This is a genomic window from Ramlibacter lithotrophicus, from assembly GCF_012184415.1.
In the GTDB taxonomy this organism is placed as follows: domain Bacteria; phylum Pseudomonadota; class Gammaproteobacteria; order Burkholderiales; family Burkholderiaceae_C; genus Ramlibacter; species Ramlibacter lithotrophicus.
The window spans coordinates 715,932-734,869 of the sequence record NZ_VTOX01000001.1 but is presented as its reverse complement, the minus strand read 5'-3'; the positions used below and the strand labels follow the sequence as shown (position 1 = coordinate 734,869).

At 69.4% G+C, this 18,938-nt stretch carries 12 protein-coding genes; 9 read left to right on the top strand and 3 right to left on the bottom strand.

Features of this window, described 5'->3' with window-relative positions; genetic code table 11:
- Window positions 1-16: 16 nt before the first annotated feature.
- The 6 genes from ilvN (at window position 17) to pbpG (ending at window position 7,151) form a co-directional block, all read left to right on the top strand.
- Entirely contained in the window at window positions 17-508 is a 492-nt protein-coding gene (gene ilvN / locus RAMLITH_RS03430) for an acetolactate synthase small subunit (RefSeq protein ID WP_168105905.1), read from the top strand.
- 132 nt (window positions 509-640) lie between these two features.
- Window positions 641-1,657, top strand: coding sequence for a ketol-acid reductoisomerase (ilvC, locus tag RAMLITH_RS03425; RefSeq protein ID WP_168105904.1), 1,017 nt, complete (start codon window positions 641-643; stop codon window positions 1,655-1,657).
- 84 nt (window positions 1,658-1,741) lie between these two features.
- Window positions 1,742-2,566 (top strand): CDP-diacylglycerol--serine O-phosphatidyltransferase, encoded by an 825-nt coding sequence (gene pssA / locus RAMLITH_RS03420; protein ID WP_168105903.1) that lies wholly within the window; start codon window positions 1,742-1,744, stop codon window positions 2,564-2,566.
- A gap of 193 nt (window positions 2,567-2,759) precedes the next feature.
- On the top strand, window positions 2,760-4,451 hold the full coding sequence (leuA, locus tag RAMLITH_RS03415) for a 2-isopropylmalate synthase (RefSeq protein ID WP_168105902.1): 1,692 nt from the start codon (window positions 2,760-2,762) through the stop codon (window positions 4,449-4,451).
- 11 nt (window positions 4,452-4,462) lie between these two features.
- The gene (locus RAMLITH_RS03410; protein WP_168105901.1) at window positions 4,463-6,001 is read left to right on the top strand and encodes a 2-isopropylmalate synthase; all 1,539 of its coding nucleotides are present in this window, start codon (window positions 4,463-4,465) and stop codon (window positions 5,999-6,001) included.
- A 172-nt stretch (window positions 6,002-6,173) separates the two neighbouring features.
- Window positions 6,174-7,151, top strand: coding sequence for a D-alanyl-D-alanine endopeptidase (pbpG, locus tag RAMLITH_RS03405; RefSeq protein WP_168106441.1), 978 nt, complete (start codon window positions 6,174-6,176; stop codon window positions 7,149-7,151).
- Window positions 7,152-7,211: 60 nt separating this feature from the next.
- Here pbpG and RAMLITH_RS03400 read toward each other — a convergent pair whose 3' ends face one another.
- The 3 genes from RAMLITH_RS03400 to aat form a co-directional block, all read right to left on the bottom strand.
- The gene (locus RAMLITH_RS03400; protein ID WP_168105900.1) at window positions 7,212-8,009 is read right to left on the bottom strand and encodes an IclR family transcriptional regulator; all 798 of its coding nucleotides are present in this window, start codon (window positions 8,007-8,009) and stop codon (window positions 7,212-7,214) included.
- A 70-nt stretch (window positions 8,010-8,079) separates the two neighbouring features.
- Window positions 8,080-8,832 (bottom strand): arginyltransferase, encoded by a 753-nt coding sequence (locus RAMLITH_RS03395; protein ID WP_168105899.1) that lies wholly within the window; start codon window positions 8,830-8,832, stop codon window positions 8,080-8,082.
- Window positions 8,829-9,575 carry a leucyl/phenylalanyl-tRNA--protein transferase gene (aat, locus tag RAMLITH_RS03390; protein ID WP_168105898.1) on the bottom strand — a complete coding sequence of 249 codons (747 nt, stop codon included), beginning with the start codon at window positions 9,573-9,575 and terminating at the stop codon, window positions 8,829-8,831. The genes RAMLITH_RS03395 and aat overlap by 4 nt, the downstream gene beginning before the upstream one ends.
- An 84-nt stretch (window positions 9,576-9,659) precedes the next feature.
- Here aat and recC point away from each other — a divergent pair, with 84 nt between their 5' ends.
- The 3 genes from recC to recD are packed head-to-tail and all read left to right on the top strand — an operon-like array spanning window position 9,660 to window position 18,924.
- Window positions 9,660-13,127 carry an exodeoxyribonuclease V subunit gamma gene (recC, locus tag RAMLITH_RS03385; RefSeq protein WP_168105897.1) on the top strand — a complete coding sequence of 1,156 codons (3,468 nt, stop codon included), beginning with the start codon at window positions 9,660-9,662 and terminating at the stop codon, window positions 13,125-13,127.
- On the top strand, window positions 13,124-16,780 hold the full coding sequence (gene recB / locus RAMLITH_RS03380; protein WP_168105896.1) for an exodeoxyribonuclease V subunit beta: 3,657 nt from the start codon (window positions 13,124-13,126) through the stop codon (window positions 16,778-16,780). Before recC ends, recB begins: the two co-directional genes overlap by 4 nt.
- Window positions 16,777-18,924 carry an exodeoxyribonuclease V subunit alpha gene (gene recD, locus RAMLITH_RS03375; protein ID WP_168105895.1) on the top strand — a complete coding sequence of 716 codons (2,148 nt, stop codon included), beginning with the start codon at window positions 16,777-16,779 and terminating at the stop codon, window positions 18,922-18,924. Before recB ends, recD begins: the two co-directional genes overlap by 4 nt.
- Window positions 18,925-18,938 lie beyond the last annotated feature (14 nt).

Here is an 18,938-nt window from a genome sequence, read left to right as displayed (position 1 = left end):
AAAAGAGGAATCACCCATGAAACACATCATCGCCGTCCTGCTGGAGAACGAGCCCGGTGCGCTCTCCCGCGTCGTCGGACTCTTCTCCGCCCGCGGCTACAACATCGAGTCGCTCACCGTCGCGCCGACCGAGGACGCCTCGCTCTCGCGCATGACGATCCAGACCACGGGGTCGGACGACGTCATCGAGCAGATCACCAAGCACCTGAACCGCCTGATCGAGGTCGTGAAGGTGGTCGACCTCACCGAGGGCGCCTATACCGAGCGCGAGCTCATGATGGTGAAGGTGCGGGCCGTCGGCAAGGAGCGCGAGGAGATGAAGCGCATGGCCGACATCTTCCGCGGCCGCATCATCGACGTCACGGAGAAGAGCTACACCATCGAGCTCACCGGCAACCAGAGCAAGAACGACGCGTTCCTGGAGGCGATCGACCGCAGCGCCATCCTGGAGACGGTGCGCACCGGCGCCAGCGGGATCGGCCGCGGCGAGCGCATCCTGCGGGTGTAGGCGATAAGGAAAGCGGCTCAGCCTCCCTCCGTTCGGGCTGAGCTTGTCGAAGCCCTGGTGCGCCAGGGTTTGCTTGAGCCCTTCGACAGGCTCAGGACGAACGGAGTTTCAATTCAACCCGGAGAGAAAACCATGAAGGTTTATTACGACAAGGACTGCGACCTGAGCCTGATCAAGGGCAAGACGGTCGCGATCATCGGCTACGGCTCGCAAGGCCACGCCCATGCGCAGAACCTGAACGACAGCGGCGTCAAGGTCATCGTCGGCCTGCGGCGCGGCGGCGCGTCCTGGCCGAAGGTCGAGAAGGCTGGCCTGAAGGTCGCCGAAGTGGGCGAGGCCGTGAAGTCCGCCGACGTCGTGATGATCCTGCTGCCCGACGAGCAGATCGCCGAGGTGTACCGCAAGGACGTCGAGCCGAACATCCGGCAGGGCGCGTCGCTCGCGTTCGCGCACGGCTTCAACGTGCACTACGGCCAGGTCGTGCCGCGCGCCGACCTCGACGTGTGGATGGTCGCGCCGAAGGCGCCGGGCCACACGGTGCGCAGCACGTACGCGCAGGGCGGCGGCGTGCCGCACCTGGTGGCGGTGCACCAGGACAGGAGCGGCAAGGGCCGCGACCTGGCGCTGTCGTACGCGATGGCCAACGGCGGCGGCAAGGCCGGCATCATCGAGACCAACTTCCGCGAGGAGACCGAGACCGACCTGTTCGGCGAGCAGGCCGTGCTGTGCGGCGGCACCGTGGAACTGATCAAGGCCGGTTTCGAGACGCTGGTCGAAGCCGGGTATGCGCCGGAGATGGCGTACTTCGAGTGCCTGCACGAGCTCAAGCTGATCGTCGACCTGATCTACGAAGGCGGCATCGCCAACATGAACTACTCGATCTCGAACAACGCCGAGTACGGCGAATACGTCACGGGCCCGCGCATCGTGAACGAGGAGAGCAAGAAGGTCATGAAGCAGGTGCTGCGCGACATCCAGACCGGTGAATACGCCAAGAGTTTCATCCTGGAAAACCGCGCCGGCGCCCCGACGCTGCAATCGCGCCGCCGCCTGATGGCTGAACACCAGATCGAGGTCGTGGGCGAGCAGCTGCGCGCCATGATGCCCTGGATCAAGGCGAACAAGCTGGTCGACAAGAGCCGCAACTGAAGGCCGCGTCGCAGCGCGCGACGCGCCCGGACCCCTCGAAGGCCGCCCCTGGGCGGCCTTTGTCTTTGCTCTTACACTGCCGGGATGCAACCTGGCATCGATCCCCAGCACGGTCCGTCCGTCACGTCCGAAGGCATCGTGGTGCGCAAGCGGCGCAAGGGGATCTACATCCTGCCCAACCTGTTCACGCTGGCGGCGCTGTTCGGCGGCTTCTACGCGATCGTGATGGCGATGAACCTGCGCTTCGACCTGGCTGCGATCGGCGTGTTCGCCGCGATGATCCTCGACAGCCTCGACGGCCGCGTCGCGCGCATGACCAACACCCAGAGCGCGTTCGGCGAGCAGATGGATTCGCTGTCGGACATGGTGTCGTTCGGCGCCGCGCCGGCGCTGATCGCCTACGAGTGGGCGCTCAAGGGCCTCGGCCGCTGGGGCTGGGTGGCGGCGTTCGTGTATTGCGCGTGCGCCGCGCTGCGGCTGGCGCGCTTCAACGTGAACACCGCGGTCGTCGACAAGCGCTACTTCCAGGGTCTGCCGTCGCCGGCCGCCGCGGCGCTGGTGACGGGGCTGATCTGGGTGATGAACGACCTGGAGTGGCCCGGCGCCGAGCTGTCGTGGGTGATGTTCGCGGTGGCGCTGTACGCGGGGCTCACGATGGTCACGAATGTGCCGTTCTACAGCTTCAAGGACCTGCACATGAAGCGCAGCGTGCCGTTCGCCGCCATCGTCCTGATCGCGCTGGTGATCGCCGTGATCAACATCCACCCGCCGATCGTCCTGTTTGCCGTGTTCGTGGTGTACAGCCTGAGCGGCTACGGCGTCTACGCGTGGCGCAAGGCCAAGGGCCAGCACACGAGCGTCATCAGCACGTCCACCGACGAGCCCGACGAGCGCGGGCTGCACAAGTAGGCGAGGGAAACCCCCGACCCGCCGTTGTGCTACAGTGCGCCGCATGTCCCTGATTTCGCTGGCCCTACTGCTATCCACCCACGGGCGGAGACGGTAGCGCACGCGTACACCAGTTCAACGGCCCGTTTGCACCAGCAGCGGGCCGTTTGCTTTTGGGGCTGCTGGTTCACCCGAAACTGCAAGAGAGCGACCCATGTTGAAGAACCCTGCCAGCAAGTACCGCGCCTTCGCCCCGGTACGCCTTGCCGATCGCACCTGGCCCGACGCCGTGCTGGCCCGGCCCCCGGTGTGGTGCAGCGTCGACCTGCGTGACGGCAACCAGGCCCTGATCGAGCCGATGGACGTAGCCCGCAAGCTGCGGCTGTTCAGGACGCTGGTGGACATCGGCTTCAAGGAGATCGAGGTCGGCTTCCCCTCGGCGTCGCAGACCGAATACGACTTCGTGCGCAAGCTGATCGACGACGGGCTCGTGCCCGACGACGTCACCATCCAGGTGCTGACGCAGGCGCGCGAGCCCCTGATCCGCCGCACCTTCGAGGCAATGCAGGGCGCCCGACGGGTGATCGTGCACCTGTACAACGCCACGGCGCCGGTGATGCGCAAGGTGGTGCTGGGCCTCGACGAGGACGGCATCGTCGAACTGGCCTCCAGCCAGGCGCGCCTGTTCCGCGACATCGCCGCCGACTATCCGGGCACCGAGTGGATCTTCGAGTACTCGCCCGAGATGTTCTCCAGCACCGAGCTGGCGTTCTCCAAGCGGGTGGTTGACGCCGTCACCGAGGTCTGGCAACCGACGCCCGCGCGCAAGTGCATCGTCAACCTCCCGTCGACAGTAGAGCACTCCACGCCGAACATCTTCGCCGACATGATCGAGTGGATGCACCGGAACCTGGCGCGGCGCGACGCCATCGTGCTGTCGGTGCACCCGCACAACGATCGCGGGACCGGCACGGCCGCCGGCGAGTTCGCGCTGATGGCCGGCGCCGACCGCCTGGAAGGCTGCCTCTTCGGCGGCGGCGAGCGCACCGGCAACGTCGACCTGGTCAACGTGGCGCTGAACCTCTATTCGCAAGGCGTGGACCCGGGCCTGGATTTCTCCGACATCGACGAGGTCCGCCGCACGGTGGAGCACTGCACGCAGATTCCGGTGCATCCGCGCCATCCGTATGCCGGCGATCTGGTCTATACGTCCTTCTCCGGCTCGCACCAGGACGCGATCAAGAAGGCGTTCGCCGCCCGCCAGGCCGGCGCCGCCTGGGAAATGCCGTACCTGCCGCTGGACCCCAAGGACCTGGGCCGCAGCTACGAGGCCGTGATCCGCGTCAACAGCCAGTCCGGCAAGGGCGGCATCTCGTACCTGCTGGAAAGCGAGTACGGGCTGGAGCTGCCGCGGCGCCTGCAGATCGAGTTCAGCCAGGTGGTGCAGGGCGTGATGGACGCCACCGGCAAGGAGCTCACGGCGCAGGACCTGTTTGCCCTGTTCGAGCGCGAGTACGGCGCGCGCAGCACTCCGGCGCCGCAGCACCAGGTGGAGGAGGCGGCCGGGGGCGCCGTGCGCCTTGCCGCCGAGGTCCAGGTGGCCGGCAGGAAGCTGGCGCTGCAAGGCGCCGGCAACGGCCCGATCGACGCCTTCGTGCAGGCGCTCGGGCAGGCCTGCGACACGCCGATCCGGGTGCTCGACTACCATGAGCACTCCATCGGCGCCGGAGCCAACGCCCAGGCCGTCGCCTATCTCGAGCTGCGGGTCGGCGAACGCACGCTGTTCGGCGTCGGCATCGACTCCAACATCGTGTCGGCGTCGCTCAAGGCCATCGTTTCCGGCGTGCAGCGGGCGCAGCCGGGGCAGCGCGCGTCGGAGCAGCCCGCCGGCGTTACTGCGAAATGAGGGACAGTCACATGGCAGACAAGCTGATCATCTTCGACACCACCTTGCGCGATGGCGAGCAGTCGCCGGGCGCCTCGATGACCAGGGACGAGAAGCTGCGCATCGCGCGCCAGCTCGAGCGGCTGAAGGTCGACGTGATCGAGGCCGGCTTCGCCGCCAGTTCCAACGGCGACTTCGAGGCGGTGCACACGATCGCCAACGCGATCAAGGATTCCACCGTCTGTTCGCTGGCACGGGCCAACGACCGCGACATCTCGCGCGCTGCCGAGGCGCTGCAGGGCGCGGCCCGCGCCCGCATCCACACGTTCATCGCGACGTCGCCGCTGCACATGGAAAAGAAGCTGCGCATGACGCCCGAGCAGGTGCTGGAGCAGGCGAAGCAGTCGGTGCGGTTCGCGCGCAACCTCTGCGCCGACGTCGAGTTCTCCCCGGAGGACGGCTACCGCAGCGACCCGGACTTCCTGTGCCGGGTGCTGGAGACCGTCATCGCCGAAGGGGCGACCACGATCAACGTGCCTGACACCGTCGGCTACGCCGTGCCCGAGCTGTACGGCAACTTCATCCGCTCGTTGCGCGAGCGCGTGCCCAACTCCGACAAGGCGATCTGGTCGGTCCACTGCCACAACGACCTCGGGATGGCGGTGGCCAACTCGCTGGCCGGCGTCAAGCTCGGCGGCGCGCGCCAGGTGGAGTGCACCATCAACGGCCTGGGCGAGCGCGCCGGCAACTGCTCGCTGGAAGAGGTGGTGATGGCCGTCAAGACGCGCCGCGACCACTTCGGGCTGGAGGTCGGCATCGACACGAAGCACATCGTCGCGGCCAGCCGGATGGTGAGCCAGACGACCGGCTTCGTCGTCCAGCCCAACAAGGCAGTGGTCGGCGCGAACGCGTTCGCCCATGCGAGCGGCATCCACCAGGACGGCGTGCTCAAGGCCCGCGACACCTACGAGATCATGCGGGCCGAGGACGTCGGCTGGAGCGCCAACAAGATCGTGCTGGGCAAGCTGTCGGGCCGCAACGCCTTCAAGCAGCGTTTGCAGGACCTCGGCGTGGCGCTTGACAGCGAGGCCGACGTCAATGCCGCCTTCGCGAAGTTCAAGGAACTGGCCGACCGCAAGAGCGAGATCTTCGACGAGGACATCCTGGCGCTGGTGGCGGACGAGGCCGTCACGCACGAGCATGAACACTACGGCTTCGTGTCGCTCGCGCAACATAGCGAAACCGGCGAACGGCCGCATGCCGTGCTTGTGTTCACGTGCGGTGGTAAGGAAGTGAAAGGCGAGTCGGACGGCAATGGTCCGGTCGACGCCTCGCTCAAGGCGATCGAAGCCATCGTCAGGAGTGGCGCCGAAATGGTGCTCTATTCGGTCAACGCCATCAGCGGATCGACCGAAAGTCAAGGCGAAGTGACGGTTCGGCTGCAGAACTCCGGCCGGGTGGTGAACGGGGTCGGCGCAGACCCGGACATCATCGTGGCATCGGCCAAGGCCTACCTCGCCGCACTCAACAAGTTACAAAGTAAGGCCGATCGCGTGGCCGCCCAGGGGTAGGTCGCTTCATATAATTGCTGTGCCGCCTGAGGAAAGTTACACAAGTCATTGATCTTGCGTAACTTTTTCAGATCTCGTAAACTTCCTGCCGGATTGCAGCGTTTCAGGAGTTTTATCGATGCACCTCACAGCACCCGCGAAGCGAAAGCCCTGGGCCTTCCTGCTCCATTCGATGGCCGTCGCAGTCCTGCTGGCGGGGTTCGCGCCCACGGCGGCTGACGCCGGCACGCGCAAGGCCAAGACGGTCAGCGCCAAGAAGTCCTCTGTTTCCAAGAAGCGCGTCGCCCGCAGCTACACGGCGAAGGCGCGCTCGGTGGTCCGCGTCGCGCCGGCCCGTCTGTCCTACGGCCAGCTGGCGGGGCTGCACGCGGTGCAGGACGATCTCGACCTGAAATCCAGCGTCGCCCTCGTGATCGACCAGGACACCCAGGAGGTGCTGATCTCCAAGAACGATTCGGCCGTCCTGCCGATCGCGTCCATCACCAAGCTGATGACCGGTCTGCTGGTCAGTGAAGCCAGGCTGCCGATGGACGAGATGATCACCATCACGCAGGAAGACGTGGACACCGAGAAGTTCACCGGCTCACGGCTGCGCGTCGGCGCCACGCTGACCCGCGGCGAACTGATGCACCTGGCGTTGATGGCCAGCGAGAACCGGGCGGCGAACGCCCTCGGCCGCACCTACCCGGGTGGGCTGGCGGCGTTCGTGTCGTTGATGAACGCCAAGGCCAGGATGCTGGGCATGAACGACACCCGCTATGTCGAGCCCACCGGATTGTCGAGCAAGAACCAGTCGAGCGCGCAGGACCTGGCGACGCTGGTGAAGGCCGCCTACGACGACCCGCTGCTGCGCGAGCTGAGCACGTCGCCCGAACACCAGGTCGCCGTGGGCAAGCAGACCCTGCAGTACCGCACGACGAACCGGCTGGTGAAGAACCCCGACTGGAACATCGGCTTGCAGAAGACCGGCTACATCTCCGAGGCCGGCCAGTGCCTGGTGATGCAGGCCAAGATCGCCGGCCGCAAGCTGATCATGGTGTTCCTGGATTCCGCCGGGAAGCTGAGCCGCATCGGCGATGCCGAGCGCGTGCGCCGCTGGGTGGAGAGCAATCCGGCGCTGTCGAATCCGCTGAAGGCGACGAACGGGTAAACCGCTGCGCTCCAGCAGAAAAGCCGGCCCCGCGCCGGCTTTCTTGCGTCCAGGGCGTCGCTACGCCGCCGCCCGCTGCGGCGCCGGCTTGTGGCCCAGCGCGTCGGAGATCTCCGCCGCGGTCGCCTGCAGCTTGGTGAGCCATCCTTCGTCGAGCCGGTCGGCCGGCGCCGAGATCGACAGGCCGGCCACCAGCTTGTTCTGGTCGTCGTAGATGCCGGCGGCCATGCAGCGCACGCCCAGCTCCAGCTCCTCGTTGTCGCGGGCAATGCCGTACTGGCGCGCCCTGGACAGTTCGCGCTCGAGCACCGGCAGCTGCGTGATGCTGTTCTTGGTGTGCCCGGGCAGGCCGGTGCGCGCAGCGTAGGCGCGCACGCGCTGAGGCTCATCGGCCGCCAGGAACAGCTTGCCGGTGGACGTCAGGTGCAGCGGCGCGCGGCCGCCGATGGCCCGCACGACCTGCATGCCCGAGCGCTCGCTGTACGCGCGCTCGATGTACACGATCTCGTCGCCCTGGCGCATGGAGAGGTTCACCGGCTGCTGGATCAGCTTGTGCAGCTCGCGCATGGGGCCCAGTGCCGCGTCGCGCACGTTCAGCCGCTGCTTGACCAGGTTGCCCAGTTCCAGCAGGCGCATGCCCAGGCGGTAGCTGCCGGCCTCGGGACGGTCGACGAACCGGCCGCTGGCCAGGTCGTTGAGGATGCGGTGGGTGGTGGACGGGTGCAGCCCCGTCTTCTCGCTGATCTCCTTGAGCGAAACCGCTTCTTCGCGGGAGGCCAGCACGTCGATCAGGGCGAACATGCGTTCGATCACCTGGATGGTGGGGGTCGCGTGGGCCCCGGGCTCCGACTTTCTCATGGCAATCTCAGGAACGAGGTGCCAAGATTTTATCTTATGAAATGCGACCCGGCCAGCGCGGGATCAAGGGTCAGCCTGATTGCAGCTCGCTTCCGGGGCGCCAGTGGCCGTCGAGCAACACTTCATTGGGCGCGAAGCGCGCCTTGTAGTTCATCTTCGGGCTTTGCCCGATCCAGTACCCCAGGTACACATGGGGCAGGTGCAGCCGCCTGGCCTGCTCGATCTGCCACAGAACGCTGTAGGTGCCGTAGCTCGACGCGGAGTCGGGCTCGTAGAAGGTGTAGACCGCCGACAGGCCGTCGTTGAGAACGTCCAGGATCGAAACCATGCGCAGCGCGCCGCTGCCGCCGTCCGGCGACGGTTCGCGGAACTCCACCAGCCGCGAGTTGACGCGGCTTTGCAGCAGGAACTGCGTGTATTGGTCGATGCTGTCGTGGTCCATGCCGCCGCCCGCATGGCGCCCGGTCTGGTAGCGCAGGTACAGGTGGTAGTGCTCCGGCACGAAGCACAGTTTCAGCACCCGCGCCTGCAGGTTCTGGTGCCGGCTCCAGGCGCGGCGCTGGCTGCGGTCGGGACGAAACTGCTCCGCCAGCACGCGCAGCGGCACGCAGGCGCGGCAGCCGTCGCAATAAGGCCGGTACGTGAACATCCCGCTGCGGCGAAAGCCGCCGGTCACGAGGTCCGAGTACGCGTCGTTGTGGATCAGGTGGCTCGGCGTCGCCACCTGCGAGCGTGCCTGCTTGCCCGGGAGATAACTGCACGGGTAGGGCGCCGTCGCGTAGAACTGCAGGGTCTGGAGCGGCAGGTCCTTGAGGTGTGTCACGCTGTCGTTTTCGGCGGCAGGAGGTGATTCCAGTATACGGGCTCGAACCGCCAGGGCGGGGCGGGCTGCTGCGTGTTACGCGCTACGTGGGCGACGAAGTCGGCGCGCGGAATCTCGCGCGCGCCCAGGGACGCCAGGTGCGACGTGTTCTGCTGGCAGTCGATCAGCGCGATGCCATGGGCCCGGCAGAACGCGACCAGCCCGGCCAGCGCGATCTTCGAGCCGTCGGGCACCCGGGTGAACATCGACTCGCCGAAGACGGCGCGGCCGACGCCCACGCAGTACAGGCCCGCCTCGAGCCGGCCGTCGACCCAGGTCTCGACGCTGTGCGCGTACCCGGCGCGATGGAACGCCTCGTACGCCTTGACCATGCGCGGCACGATCCAGGTGCCGGACTGGCCCGGCCGCTCGCTGCCGGCGCAGCCGCGGATCACCTCATCGAAGGCGCTGTCGATGCGCACTTCGCAGCGCGGGTCGGTCACGAACTTCTGCAGCGTCTTGCGCAGCGAGCGGTGCAGGTTGAACTCGCCCGTGAACAGCACCATGCGCGGATCGGTGCTCCACCACAGGATCGGCTGCCCGTGGCTGAACCACGGGAAGATGCCCGAACTGTAGGCGCGGTGCAGGCTGTCGATGTCCAGGGCACCGCCGGCCGCCAGCAGCCCCGGGGCGGGCTGCGTCTCGTCCCAGGCGGTCGAGACGTCGGGGAACGGCTCGCCCGCGTCGAGCCAGGGCAGGTTCATGGGCGTATTTTGGCCGGCCGACGGCCCGGGCGGGCCAGGGTCGCGCGCGGGCCGCGCTGGTAGCATGGCCCACCTCGACGATTCATGCTGTACGTCCACTCCTCCAACCGCTACGAGACTCTGGCCCGGCGCCTGCTGGACCAGCTCGGCGGGACCCGCGATGACGTGTTCGCGAGCGACCAGGTGGTGGTGCCAAGTGCCGCCATGCAGCGGCACCTCACCCTGGCCATGGCCGATGCGCACGGCATCTGCGCCAACGTCGAATTCGTGTATCTGGCGCGCTGGCTCTGGCGGCAGGTGGCGCGGGTGGTTCAAGGGGTGGCGGCCGAATCGCCCTTCGACCCGGCGGCGCTCGCGTGGCGGGTGTATGCGGCGTTCGGCGATGCCGCGTTCGTCGACGCTCATCCAAGGCTCGGTGGGTACCTGGCCACTGCCGGGGCCGACCACGTGATGCGCTACGAGCTGGCGGTGAAGACCGCGGCGCTGCTGGAGCAGTACGTGACATACCGGCCGGACTGGCTGGCGAAGTGGCAAGGTGCCAGTGCCCCTCACCCTGGCCCTCACCCCGGACGGGAGAGGGAACAAAATCCGAGACAGAGGGATGGCTTGTCTTCACTCCCTCCCGGGCCGGGGGCGGGCCGGGGAGGGGACACGGCAGCGGCTGACGAAGCCTGGCAAGCCGCCCTCTGGCGGCGCATCGCGCGTGAACTCGAACTGCAGGCCGACAACCCGCTGGCGCTCCTGGTGCGCGAGCTCGAACGTGGCGGCGCGACGCGTGCGCGCGAAGCCGGCCTGCCCCCCGCCGTCCACGTCTTCGGCCTCTCCGCCATGCCGCCGTTGCACCTGCAGGCGCTGCAGGCGCTGGGGCGGTCGATGGACGTGCATGTCTACGCGCTCAATCCCTGCCGCGAATACTGGTTCGACCTCGTCGACCTGAAACAGCTCAGCCAGCTGGACGCGGCCGGACAGGCGCAGGCCTTCGACGTCGGCCACCGGCTGCTCGCGTCCTGGGGCAAGCAGACCCAGTCGTCGCTGGCGCTGCTCACCGGCATCGGCGAAGGCGAGGGCGCGCAGGGCGCCGAGGAGTACCAGCGCGCCGGGTCCGCGAGCCTGCTCGCCCGCCTGCAGGACTCGATCCTGGACCTGCAGGAGCTCGAGCCGGCGTCGATCGACCTCGCCGGCGGCGACCGGAGCATCGAAGTGCACGTCTGCCACTCGCTCACGCGCGAGCTCGAAGTGCTGCACGACCACCTGCTGGGCCTGTTCGCCGCCGATGACTCGCTGGAGCCGTCGGACATCCTCGTCGTGACGCCCGACCTGCCGGGTGCCGCACCGCTGATCGAGGCCGTGTTCGGCACGATGCCGCCGCAGCGCAGGATTGCGTACGCGATCACGGGCCTGGGCCGCAGCACCGTCAACGCACCGGTCCGTGCCCTGCTGCAGCTGCTGGCCCTGGCCGCCTCGCGCTGCACGGCGACCGCCGTCTTCGGCCTGCTGCAGCAACCGGTGGTGGCGCGCCGTTTCGGCTTCGACGACGAAGGGCTGCTGCAGGTGCACGACTGGATTCGCGAATCGGGGATTCACTGGGGACTGGACCAGGACCATGTCGCCGGGCTCGACCTGCCCGCGCAGGCGGCGCACACCCTGGCCGACGGGCTGGAGCGCCTCTATCTCGGCTACGCGCTGCCCGGCCACGTGCAGGAGCCGTTCGGCGGCCTGCAGCCGTCCGGAGGCGCCGAAGGCTCGTCCGCGGTGGCGCTCGGTGCCTTCTGGCGCTTCGTGCAGGCGCTGCAGGACCTGCGCGGCGCGATGGCCCGCGCGCGCACCGGCGGCGACTGGGTGAGCTGGCTGCACGCCGCGGCCGACCAGTTCATCTCCGGGGCGCACGGCGAGATCGAAGACCTGCTGGAACTCCATGCGACGCTGGACCAGCTCGGCGATGCGATGCTGCGCGGAGGCCTCGACGAGCCGGTTCCGTCGTCGGTGATCCGCGCCGCGCTGGAGAGTGCGTTCGAGGATCCGGCGCGGGGTGGGGTGCCGACCGGCCGCGTCACCTTCGCCGGCATGGCGAGCCTGCGCAACGTGCCGTTCAAGGTGATCTGCGCCATCGGCCTGAACGACCGCGCCTTCCCCACGGCCGACCGTCCGCCCGAGTTCGACCTGATGGCGCGGGCGCCGCGCCTGGGCGACCGGCAGCGCCGCACCGACCAGCGCACGCTGTTCCTCGACCTGGTGCTCGCCGCGCGGCGCAGCCTTTATCTCAGCTATGCCGGCCGCAGCATCCATGACAACGCGCCGCTGCCGCCTTCGGTGCTGATCGCCGAACTGCTGGACGTGCTGGTGCCGGCGATCGCGGCTTCGGGCGACTCCGAGGCCGCCCTGAAAGCGGCGCGCGAGCACCTGGTCGTCGCGCATCCGCTGCAGCCGTTCTCGCCGGATGCATTCTCGGCGGCCGACGAGCGCGTGCGCAGCTTCGACGCGGACCTCGCGCAGGCGCTGCGGGAGGCGCTGACGGCGACACCGGACGCGGGCGGACGAGCACCTCGTGCCGGCCCGGGGCCGGGATCCGGGCCGCCAGGCGAAGCCGGAGGCGAGGCGGACGAAGAGGAAGCCGCCGCGCCTGATGCCGCCTGCTTCTTCACCGAACCTCTTGCCGAGCCCGGTCCCGAATGGCGCACGGTGCCGATCGCCCGGCTGGTGGAGTTCTTTCGCAATCCCAGCCAGTACCTCCTCAGGCGCCGCCTGAACCTCGACCTGGGATGGGACGAGGCGCCGCTCGACGACGACGAGCCGTTCCTGCCGGACGTGCCGTCGCGGTCGCAACTCGCGCAACGCCTGCTGCCCCTGCTGCTGGAAGGGACGGACCTGGCCACGGCGCGCCGCCTCGCGCAGGCTGGCACCGAACTGCCGGGCGGCGTGATCGGCAGGGCGGAGATGGAACGCGAACTCGCCCGCCTCGGGCGCTTCGCCCAGGCCGTGCGCCGGGCGAGCGCCGGCGACGTCTTGCCGCCGCACCAGGCCAGCATCGAGCTGGCGGTCGCGGGCGAGCCCTGGGCCATCCAGGGCGCCTTCGCCGACCTGCGTCCCGCCGGCGCCGTCCGCTGGCGCTACGACGACGAGCGTCCCAACGACGTGCTCGCGGCATGGGTCCACCATCTCGCGCTGTGCGCGCAGCCGCATCCCGACGGCGAGCCGGTCACCCGCAGCGTCACCCGGCTTGGCACGCGCACCTATTCGGCCCTCGGCGCGGCCGAAGCCAGGGAGCATCTTGCCCGGCTGGTCGCGCTGTATCGCGCAGGCCTGGCGCGCCCCCTGCACTTCTTCCCCAAGAGCGCGTGGGCGTTGTTGCAGGAGGGCGAGCGTGCCGCGCGCCAGAAGTGGACCGGGGGCAACTCGGAGTTCGGCGGCGAGCGCGACCATGCGGCATACCGGCTGGCGCTGCGGGGCGTGGCCGAACCGCTGGACGGCGAGTTCCGGGAAAGCGCCGCCACGGTGTTCGGGCACATCCCGGGCGACTGGCTGCCGCACGTGTCCTGCGGGGAGCAGGCATGAGCGGGCGCCGTCCCGAAGCCCTGGACGTGTTCCGGTGCCCGCTGCAGGGGGTGCGCCTCATCGAGGCCTCGGCCGGCACCGGCAAGACGTGGAACATCTGCGGCCTGTACCTGCGGCTGCTGGTCGAACGCGGCCTGGAGGTCCAGGAGATCCTCGTGGTCACCTTCACCAACGCCGCGACCGCGGAATTGCGGGAACGCGTGCGCGAGCGCATCACGCAGGTGCTGGCCCGCCTCGAAGGGCGCGGTCCCGAATCGGCCGATCCGTTCGTCGCCGGCCTGCTGGCCGCCTTGCGCGACAAGGGCTTCGAGGACGAGGCGCTGGCCAGGCTGCTCACCCGCGCCGCCCGCAACTTCGACGAGGCCGCCATCTTCACGATCCACGGCTTCTGCAAGCGCGCCCTCGACGACACGCCCTTCGCGGCTGGCCTGCCGCTGGCACAGGAGATGATCGAGGACGACGGCGAACTGCGGCAGGAGGTGGCCAACGATTTCTGGCGGCGGGAAGTGGCCGGCGGCGCCGTCCCGCCGGAACTCGCCGCCTACCTGCTGGAGTGCAAGGAATCCCCGGCCAGATTCGCCGAGCTCCTCCAGCGCCATTGCGGCAAACCGCTGTCCCGGGTGATCTGGCCCGACGGCAGCGGCGACGGCATGCCGCGCATCGACGGCACGGCTTTGCGCGCGGCGCATGCCAACGCCCGCGCCATCTGGCGTACCGGCCGCGAGAAGGTGATTGCCTGCGTCACCGAGGCGTTGCCGCGGCTGAACGGCAACCGCTACAAGGAGACCAGCGTGGCCGCGGCGGTGGAGCAGTGGGATGAGGTGCTGGCCTCCGGCGATGCCAACGACCGCCCGCCCGTCGGCGAGAAGCTGGTCCTGTTCACGCCGGGTTGCCTGAAGCCAAAGGCGAAACACGCGCCCTGCGGCGAGCACGACTTCTTCGCGGCGGCGCAAGCGCTGCTGGATGAATGGAGCGCGCTGCGCGAGCGGCTCGAACGCGCGCGGATGGTCCTGTGGCGCAAGGTCGCCGAAGAAGGGCCGGTCGCATTGCGCGCCCGCAAGCGCGAGCGCCGCGTCGTCGCGTTCGACGACATGCTCTTCAACCTGCACGAGCGGCTGCACGACGGGCGCGGCGCCGGCCTGGCCGTGACGCTGAGGGAGCGCTTTCCCGCGGCGCTGATCGACGAGTTCCAGGACACCGATCCGCTGCAGTTCGCGATCTTCGACGCCGTGTACGGGGCGGCGGACGGGCCGCTGTTCCTGGTCGGAGACCCGAAGCAGGCGATCTACAGTTTCCGCAATGCCGACCTGCACACCTACCTGCAGGCACGCAGCCGCGCCGGGGCCCAGTACACGCTGGCCGAGAACCAGCGCTCCACGCCGGCCCTGCTCGATGGCCTGAACGCGCTGTTCGAGGCGAATGAGCGGGCGTTCATGCTGGACGGCCTGGATTACCACTCGGTGCGCGCCGGAGCGAAACCGCGCACGCCGCTGGTCGACGGCACCGAGGCGCGCGCCGCGCTGCAGCTGTGGCGGCTGCCGCCCGACCAGGACGAGGACGGGCCGATCGACAAGACGGATGCCAGGGCCAGGGCCGCGCGGGCGACCGCGGGCGAGATCGCGCGCCTGCTCGCGGCCGCCCGGCGCGGCGAAATCCGGTATGGCGACCGGCCGCTGGAGTCGCGCGACATCGCCGTGCTCGTGCGCAGTCGTGCCGAAGGCAGCCTGGTCCGTGCCGAACTGAAGTGGCTGGGCGTCGGCAGCGTGGAGCTGGCGCAGACCAGCGTCTTCGAAAGCGCCGATGCGCAGGAGCTCGAGCGCATCCTCGTCGCCGTGCTCGAACCGGGGCGCGAGCCGCTGCTGCGCGCCGCGCTCGCCACCGAGCTGCTTGGCTGCACCGCCCCCGAGATCGATGGGCTGTCAAGCGATGAGCAGGCCGTCCTGCGGCGCATGGGCCAGTTCGCCGGGTACCGGGACACCTGGCTGCACCACGGCATCGCGCGGATGCTGCGGCAGCTGTTCGCGGCCGAGGGCGTCGCCGCGCGCATGCTGCGCCGCGGCGACGGCGAGCGGCGCCTCACCAACCTGAGGCACCTGGCGGAATGCCTGAACGAGGCGGCACGGGACCATCCGGGCGCCGAGGCCCTGTTGCGCTGGCTGCAGCGGCAGCGGCGCGAGCACGAGGGCGGCGAGGCCACGCAGGTGCGCCTGGAGTCCGACCGCAACCTGGTGCAGATATTCACCATCCACCGCTCCAAGGGCCTGGAGTATCCGATCGTGTTCTGTCCGTTCCTGTGGGACGGCAGCCCAGGCGGCGGCCGCGGGGCGGCGATCCCGCGCGATTACCACGACGATGCCGGCCGGCCCGTGATCGACTACCGCGACGTGGGCGACGACACCGAGGTGAAGCGGCGCATGAAGATGGAGGCGGACGCCGAGCGCCTGCGCCTGATCTACGTGGCGCTGACCCGCGCGGTGCACCGCTGTTACCTGGTGGTGGGCTCGTATTCGGTGGCCGCCTTCGGGCGCCCGTCCACCGCCGAATGCAGCGGCAACCCGCTGAACTGGCTGGCGGCCGGCGACGGCATCCCGCCCGAGGCCTGGCGCGACAGGAAGACGCCGGCCGAGCGCATCGTCGATGCGTGGAGCACGCTCGCCGGGAAGTCGCCGCACATCGCCATCGAGGTGCTCCCCGGGGCGCAGCCGGTGCCGGTGGAGATCCCGCGGCCCGCGGCCGACTCGCTGGCCGCCCGCCCGCCGCCAGGGCGCATTCCGCCGGGCTGGTGGATCGGCAGTTACAGCGGCCTGGCCCATGGCGCGAAGAGCGAAGCCGCGGCGGACCACGATGTGCGCGTGCAGGACGCGCGACCTCTTCCGCTTTCGGGAGAGAGAGGAGGTGAGGGCGCGCCGGACATCCTCCACTTTCCCCGCGGCGCCCGCGCCGGCGAATCGCTGCACGCCGTCTTCGAGCGCGTCGACTTCGGCGATCCGCAGGATTGGCCCGCCGCCGTCGCCCACGCGCTGCGCATCCGGCCCCCGCAAGCCGGCGCGGCCGAGAGTGCGGCCTGGCAAGCGATGGTGCTGCAGATGCTCGCCGACGTCACGGCGACGAAGCTTCCCGCCGGCCATCGCCTGGCCGACGTGGCGCGCGCTCGCCGCCTCGTGGAACTGGAGTTCAGCCTGCCATCCGCCGGCCTCGAGTCGCAGGCGCTGGCCGCCACGCTGCGCCGCCACGGCTATCCGGTGAGCGGCTTCGCATTCGGCCGCCTCGACGGCTACCTGCGCGGCTTCATCGACCTGGTCTACGAGCACCATGGACGCTGGCACCTGCTGGACTGGAAGTCGAACCACCTTGGCTGGCGCGCGGCCGACTACCACGGTGCCAACCTGCGCCGTGCCATGGACGAACAGGGTTACCACCTGCAGTACCTGCTGTACACCGTGGCGCTGCACCGCTACCTCAAGCAGCGCCTGCGCGGCTACGACTACGAGCGTCATTTCGGCGGCGCGCAGTACCTCTTCGTTCGAGGCGTGCGGCCCGGGTGGACGCAAGGCGACGGCTCCGCCGGCGGCGTGTTCTTCGACCGGCCGGAGCGCGAAGCGATCGAGGCGCTGGATGCCTTGCTGGGACACAGGGAAGGGGCATCGGCGTGAGCGGCCCCGGCGAGAGCATGCAACCCGAGCCGGGCAGCGCGTACGAGCGCGACGACCCGGGTGCCGAACGCCTGGCCGAAGGCTTCGCGCAGCACGTGGAGCGTTGGGCGCGGCGATGGCAGGCAGACGGCTCGGCGGGAGGGCAAGGCGTCCTGCCGGACCCCGTGTCGCACGGCGCCGGCCCGGCACCCCGCCCGCCGACCGAAGCAGACTTCGCGCTCTTGCGTCACGCCGCGCACCAGACCAGCCTCGCAACCGGCAACGGCCATGTCTGCCTGATGCTGTCGGATCTTTCTCCCTCCCCCTCCGGGGGAGGGCAGGGGTGGGGGCAGCACCCTCCCGAGGACCTCCGCCAATCCCTCCTCTCCACCCGCGTCGTCGGCACCCACGGCTCGCCCGGCGCCTGTCCGCTGATCCTGGACGAAGACGGCCGCCTGTATCTCCACCGCTACTTCGACTACGAAATGCGGCTGGCGCGCCGCATCATGCAGGCGGCAAGGACGCCGCCGCGTACCGTGACCCCGCCAGCCCGCGAGCTGCTGAACACGCTCTTCGCGCCACAGGAAGAAGACGAAGTCGACTGGCAGAAGATCGCGGCGGCCCTGGCGTTGCGCAACACGCTCACGATCATCAGCGGCGGCCCCGGCACCGGCAAGACCACGACGGTGGTGAACCTGCTCGCCTGCCTCCTCGCGCAGGAGCCCGGCGGCCGCATCGCGCTGGCCGCACCCACGGGCAAGGCCGCCGCCCGCATGACCGAAGCGATCCGCGGCCGCGCCGACCATCTTCCCCGTGCGCTGCGCGACCAGCTCCCGGCCGAGTCGTTCACCATCCACCGGCTCCTGGGCGCCAATCCCGGGCAGGGCACTTTCGTGCACGACGCCGGCAATCCGCTTCCGTACGACACGCTGATCATCGACGAAGCGTCGATGCTGGACCTGGCGCTCGCGACCAGGCTGCTCGAGGCCGTGCCGGCGTCGGCCCGCATCATCCTGCTCGGCGACAAGGACCAGCTCGCCGCCGTCGAAGCCGGCGCCGTGTTCGCCGAGCTGAGCGCCGATCCCACGCTGACCGACCAGTGCCGCCTCGACGTCGCCGGCCTGTGCGGCTACGCCGCTGACCGCGTCGCACCGCCCGCGCCGGCACAGCCCAGCCCGCTGCACGACGCCGCCGTGTGGCTGACGAAGAACTACCGGTTCCCGGCCGCGTCCGGGATCGGACGGCTGGCCAGGTGCATCAACGAGGGGAGGGCCGAGGAGGCGATGGCACTGTTGCGCGAGAGCCGCGCCCCGCGGCCCGTGGCCGCTGTTCACGCGCCGGCCGCCGCCGTTCCGGGCGCGACCAAGTCCAACGGCGCGAAGAAGCGCAAAGAGGACACGGCCTCGCTTTCGCTGTTCCCGGAAATAGAGCCGCCGAGCGCCGCCCTGGCCGGTCCCGTGGCGTCCGCACCTGCCGATGACACGTCGATCCGCTGGCTGGCCACCGACCAGGGCGACGACGTGCTCGACGCCATCCTCGCTGGCTACGCCGCTTACTTCGAGACGGTCGGGCGCGATCCAGGCGATGTCGCCGCGATCTTCCGCGCGTTCAACGCGTTCCGCGTCCTGTGCGCAGTGCGCGATGGCACCAGCGGCAGCCGCTGGGCGAACGAGCAGGTCACGCGGCGCGCGGCGCAGCTTCTTTCGCCCGCGCTGCCACCGGCGCCGCAGGACGCGCGCTCCCCCTGGTATGCGGGCCGCCCGGTGATGGTCCTGCGCAACGACTACGTGCTGAAGCTGTTCAACGGCGACATCGGCATTGCGTTGCCGGCAGCAGGCGAACTCGCAGTGCTGTTCCCGGACACAGAGAAGGGCGTGCGAGCGGTGCCGATCCCGCGCATGCCGCCGCACGAGACGGCCTTCGCAACGACAGTGCACAAGGCGCAGGGTTCGGAGTTCGACGCCGTGCTCCTGTCGTTGCCGAAGCAACCGGGACGCGCCGCCGTGCGCGAACTTCTGTACACCGCGGTGACCCGGTCGAAGAACCGCGCAACGCTTGCTGCCCCGACGGACGTGCTCGTTTCGGCCATGGAGGCCAGGCTGCAGCGGCATTCCGGCCTGCTTCCGCGCCTGCTCGCGGCGTCCGCCTCCGAGCGACGGTGGTAGCCGACGGCCCGACG

Coding starts and splice junctions, on each gene's coding strand:
- ilvN (WP_168105905.1), top strand. CDS start 17: ATGAAACACATCATCGCCGTCCTGCTGGAGAACGAGCCCGGTGCGCTC.
- ilvC (WP_168105904.1), top strand. CDS start 641: ATGAAGGTTTATTACGACAAGGACTGCGACCTGAGCCTGATCAAGGGC.
- pssA (WP_168105903.1), top strand. CDS start 1,742: ATGCAACCTGGCATCGATCCCCAGCACGGTCCGTCCGTCACGTCCGAA.
- leuA (WP_168105902.1), top strand. CDS start 2,760: ATGTTGAAGAACCCTGCCAGCAAGTACCGCGCCTTCGCCCCGGTACGC.
- RAMLITH_RS03410 (WP_168105901.1), top strand. CDS start 4,463: ATGGCAGACAAGCTGATCATCTTCGACACCACCTTGCGCGATGGCGAG.
- pbpG (WP_168106441.1), top strand. CDS start 6,174: ATGGCCGTCGCAGTCCTGCTGGCGGGGTTCGCGCCCACGGCGGCTGAC.
- RAMLITH_RS03400 (WP_168105900.1), bottom strand. CDS start 8,009: ATGAGAAAGTCGGAGCCCGGGGCCCACGCGACCCCCACCATCCAGGTG.
- aat (WP_168105898.1), bottom strand. CDS start 9,575: ATGAACCTGCCCTGGCTCGACGCGGGCGAGCCGTTCCCCGACGTCTCG.
- recC (WP_168105897.1), top strand. CDS start 9,660: ATGCTGTACGTCCACTCCTCCAACCGCTACGAGACTCTGGCCCGGCGC.
- recB (WP_168105896.1), top strand. CDS start 13,124: ATGAGCGGGCGCCGTCCCGAAGCCCTGGACGTGTTCCGGTGCCCGCTG.